Raw genomic sequence first — 4,492 nt, forward strand, 5'->3', positions numbered from 1 at the left:
TCTCGCCCGTGAGCTAATGTGGTTAAAAATCCAAATCTTATAACTTAGGCGCCAACCAACCAGCACTCAAAATCACAGTCAAACCCATAAAAACAATAGACAGACCCCAAGTAATGCGGTTCAGACTCGTTTCTGCACTCTTGGCGCTGGTAAACAATTGAGCCTGTCCGCCAATCCCTCCAATACCATCGCCTTTAGGACTGTGCAGCAACACAAAAATCACCAGTCCTAAAGCAGACAAAGACCAGATAACTTGTAAAACAGAAACAATATTCATAATGTGGGGTAATTGGTAATTAGTAATCGGTAATTTATTATGATATCAAATTTGGTCGATCGCACACAATTTATGCAGAGACACTCCAAGAGCCCTTCTTCGTGTCAACTTAACGTCAAACCCGCAGTCCGGCAGGGAATTCATTCCCTGCCTCAAAGCCAAAGTCCTCTTAAGAGGACTGAAAAGAAGAATTTTGGTACTGCTGAATCCAAGTATGATTTTGCCTGATGGGGTAATTCTAAGTGCTTACGCTGTCAGCGGTGGGGCAACCACGGGGGGATTGCCCCTACAAATTTCATACCCCAATTCAGCAACGCCGAATTTTTAAACTCATTAGTCCTCTTGAGAGGACTTTCGCTATTAGACAGGGAATTCATTCCCTGGCGGACTACCGGATGGGCGGGAGGACTGGGCGGATTACAGCTTAAGTTGACACCAATGCACGGCGCCTTTGTCCCTACTGCTGCGTCCCTACTACAATCGAACTCGCACCGGAGTACGATTAGCACGAACTTCAAACTCAGGCGATCGTATCATAGAGCGTCCCGTCATCTCCGGGGGCTGAGGCAACCTCAACAGCTCCAGAATCGTCGGCGCAATATCCGCCAAACAACCATCCGCCCTCAGAGGAACATCCGTCCCGTGACCCGGAATCTTCCGACCTTCACCCTCTACCAGAATAAACGGCACTGGGTTAGTAGTGTGAGCCGTCCACGGATTCCCGTCCTCGTCAAACATCTGCTCAGCATTTCCGTGGTCAGCAATAATAATTGCCGTTCCCCCAGCTTTACTAATGGCGCTCACCAGCCGCCCCAAACATTTATCCACAGTTTCGATCGCAATTATCGTCGCATCCATCATCCCCGTATGACCAACCATATCCGGATTAGCGTAGTTAATCACCATAAACGAATATATGCCTCTTTCCAAAGCCGTCACCACCCCATCCGTCACCATGTCCGCCGACATCTGGGGCGCCTCATCGTAAGTCCCCACCATCGGACTCTGCACCAACTCCCGGTGTTCCCCGATAAAAGGCTCTTCCAGACCCCCATTAAAAAAATAAGTCACATGAGCGTACTTTTCAGTTTCCGCCGTCCGCAACTGCTGCAAACCGTGCTTAGAAATCACCTCGCCCAGAATATTGTTCAAATTCTGCGGTTCAAAAGCCACCATTACCGAAAGTTTCGGGTCGTACTGAGTAAAAGTCGCAAACGCCAGCGGCTCAATTAACTGCCGTTCAAACCCCTTAAAATCGGGAGATACAAAAGCCTGAGTCAATTCTCTAGCCCTGTCCGGGCGAAAATTAAAGAAAATTACCCCATCCCCGGATGCCACCGCCCCCGGAGAAATCCGAGTCGGAGCTGCAAACTCGTCGGTCACTCCTTCAGCATAAGATGCCTGCAACACATCAACAGCCGATCGACCGTCAGGCGCACCCTCAGTCGTCATCACCTCGTAAGCGCGCTGCACCCGATCCCAGCGCTTGTCCCTGTCCATCGCGTAGTAGCGGCCGCTGAGGGTCGCAATCCGACCGACCCCTACCTCTGCGATATAACTTTCAATCTTGCCTAGAGCTTCGACACCCTCTTTCGGAGTAGTATCACGACCGTCTGTAATCGCGTGAATGCAAACCTCAGAAATTCCCTGTGCCTTTGCTAATTGCAGCAAACCCTTAATATGACTGAGATGGGAATGAACCCCACCTTCAGAACAAAGACCAGTCAGGTGCAACTTGCCGCCCGTGGCGCGGACTTTCTCGCAAAGCCCAACCAGCGCGCGGTTGTCCAGCAAAGAACCATCTTCCACTGCATCCGAAATCCGCACCAACTCTTGAGGAACGACGCGGCCCGCGCCCAGATTCAAGTGACCAACCTCTGAGTTACCCATTTGCCCGTCTGGCAGCCCTACCGCCCGGCCCGATGTTTTAATCAGAGTTCTGGGATAAGCGGCCCAGAGACTGTCCATCACGGGTGTTTTCGCAGCGGCGATCGCATTTCCGTCTTTTTCTTCACGATAACCCCAGCCGTCTAGAATAATCAGCACTACAGGAGATACAGACGCTTGTGCCATGCGAATACCTTATTTACAATAGTTAATTTCTCGATCGTCATGATTTCCGATTTGGCGGAACATCTGCCGCTAATCAGTTTACATATTTTTTAGGCTCCGGCTGAACAAAGACAACCAAAATTCCCTCAACCACAGCATTTTGGGAACTTATTTCGACCTGCTTGGCGAATTGTTTAATTGATTGCCTTGGCTTGTAGTGTGAATCGTTGTCGGAGACTGTTACCGATCTCACCAACAGCAGCCCTGCTTTTGTGGCCGGATTTCACGGATAGTTTAACCGTCGGTGGCTCTTTAAACACTAAGAACCATACCACACTTGGTTGCATTTTGCTACCGCCTCAACCAATAAATTTAAAAGCCTTGACCGGGTTGCGAATAACTGTAAAGGACACGAGTTGAGCAAAAATCGGTTTCCGACTCAGCTCACTTTCAGCGGACATAAAATTCTACAACATCTTTTTTAATTTTGACATCGTAATTGCCAAAGAAATCGTGACCGAGCAGACCTATTGGCATTTGTTTGGCGATCGCCACTTCGACATTTTGGATCACAGCACCGCCAACCCGAATCGATCGCACTAGACCGATCGGGAACTCGACAACGCTACCGTCAGCGATCCCCGCTCTGATGGTACGCACCGGCCTCACTCCCAGTGCAGTAGCCATCCGCTGAGAAATCAAAGTGCCGCTCGCCCCGGTATCGAGAATCATCTCAAAAGTCTTGTTGCCGTTAAATACCACATCAATCACCGGCGTCCCGCCAGCGCGACGCTTGATTTTAGCTTGAAATACCTGTGGATTCCCCCGTGGCTTAGCCGGTTGATTTGCTGGGGGTTTGGCACCAGGATTTGACGGGTTCCAAAACTGAGAGTACAATTTGCCAGTTGTGAATCCCGATTCCGTGATAGTCCGATTCCCTACCCTTCGGGAACCCCTGCGGGGAACGGGATAGCTGCGCCGCGCGTGCTGCTGGGAACTCACATCGGGCACCAATGTCATCACCTGAGTTTCTGGCTGATGTGAATCAGAATGCACCTCGCCACCCCCCACCGATCCCAGACCAACCAAAACGCTCGCACAAACCAAGCCCGATCGCCAAATTCGCTTGAGAATCACTTTTGCCATTATCTAAATACCTTAATTAATTCAATATGTCGAACAACGACCGCCACTGATATCCTAACCCGCTCCCAAAAACCGATCGCCCGATCCCCAGATCAGAATCATCAGGGAAACTTGGCAATTTTCAAGCGATCGCATAACATCGAAACACAGATAAACTTATAAACGGCAACAGGCTGTAATTGCAGAGCCTTGTTGGAAATCTTGAAATTAAGGATTTGGTGGCGATCGGCAATGCACAAACTTTTATATTTTGCAACTATAGGACTACTAGCGTTCTCGATCGGAGGATGCGGTGGCGACGAGGGCAGCAACACAGCCAGCCCCAGCCCCAGCCCCATTGCAGCCTCTCCATCTCCGGCAGCCACTGCCAGCCCTACCCCAGCAGCTCAAGCTTTCCCGTCCCCAATAGTAGCCGCCCAGCCTCCTGGGTTAATTCGATCGACCAACCCAGACGAACGAGCAAGACAGGCTCAAACAAATATCGGCGACAACAATGACAGGAATCCCACGCTTCCGCTTCAGCCGGTGCCCCAAGGCCCTGTGACAGCTAATCCTTCTCAGTTAGATCCCTTTGGGCCGCTCCCGCCGATCGTATTACAAATCCCTCCAGGAGCCAACGGAGCGGGTGGGACAACCTCAGAACTCCCCAAACTGCCACAGCGACAAGTGGCCGTGCTACCCGAACTTCCCGAGTTATTGGCTCCGCCCCCAATTAACAGGCCTAATCAGACGGTTGCTCTCACCAGCCCACCCAGGGGCGATCGAGCCGGCACTCAGCAAGTACCAGGTAGAACGCGAGGCTCTTTACTTCCCGGAGGTGATGGGGGGCAAATTGGCTCGCCTCCCATAGTTCCAGGGGGAACTCCTCCTCGCTTAGGTGGCGGTGGCAGAAATGGTTCCTTACCCGGAGGCACCGGGGGACAAATTGGCTCGCCGCCCCTAGTTCCAGGGGGAACTCCTCCTCGCTTAGGTGGCGGTGGCAGAAATGGTTCCTTACCCGGAGGCACCGGGGGACAA

The 4,492-nt window shown here is 51.4% G+C and carries 3 protein-coding genes and 1 pseudogene; 1 reads left to right on the plus strand and 3 read right to left on the minus strand.

What is annotated here, in order from left to right; translation table 11 throughout:
• Positions 1 to 37: 37 nt before the first annotated feature.
• The 3 genes from secG to QUB26_RS10590 form a co-directional block, all read right to left on the minus strand.
• On the minus strand, positions 38 to 277 hold the full coding sequence (secG, locus tag QUB26_RS10580) for a preprotein translocase subunit SecG (RefSeq protein ID WP_190659521.1): 240 nt from the start codon (positions 275 to 277) through the stop codon (positions 38 to 40).
• Between the two features lie 474 nt (positions 278 to 751).
• Entirely contained in the window at positions 752 to 2,350 is a 1,599-nt protein-coding gene (gene gpmI, locus QUB26_RS10585; RefSeq protein ID WP_333317837.1) for a 2,3-bisphosphoglycerate-independent phosphoglycerate mutase, read from the minus strand.
• A gap of 429 nt (positions 2,351 to 2,779) precedes the next feature.
• Positions 2,780 to 3,475, minus strand: coding sequence for a retropepsin-like aspartic protease (locus QUB26_RS10590; protein ID WP_333246095.1), 696 nt, complete (start codon positions 3,473 to 3,475; stop codon positions 2,780 to 2,782).
• A 201-nt stretch (positions 3,476 to 3,676) separates the two neighbouring features.
• Between QUB26_RS10590 and QUB26_RS10595 the strand changes: the two are divergent.
• Positions 3,677 to 4,492: pseudogene (locus QUB26_RS10595) on the plus strand (hypothetical protein); the annotation flags it as partial.

It is taken from the genome of Microcoleus sp. B4-C1 (assembly GCF_036705285.1).
Taxonomy (GTDB): Bacteria; Cyanobacteriota; Cyanobacteriia; order Cyanobacteriales; family Microcoleaceae; genus Microcoleus.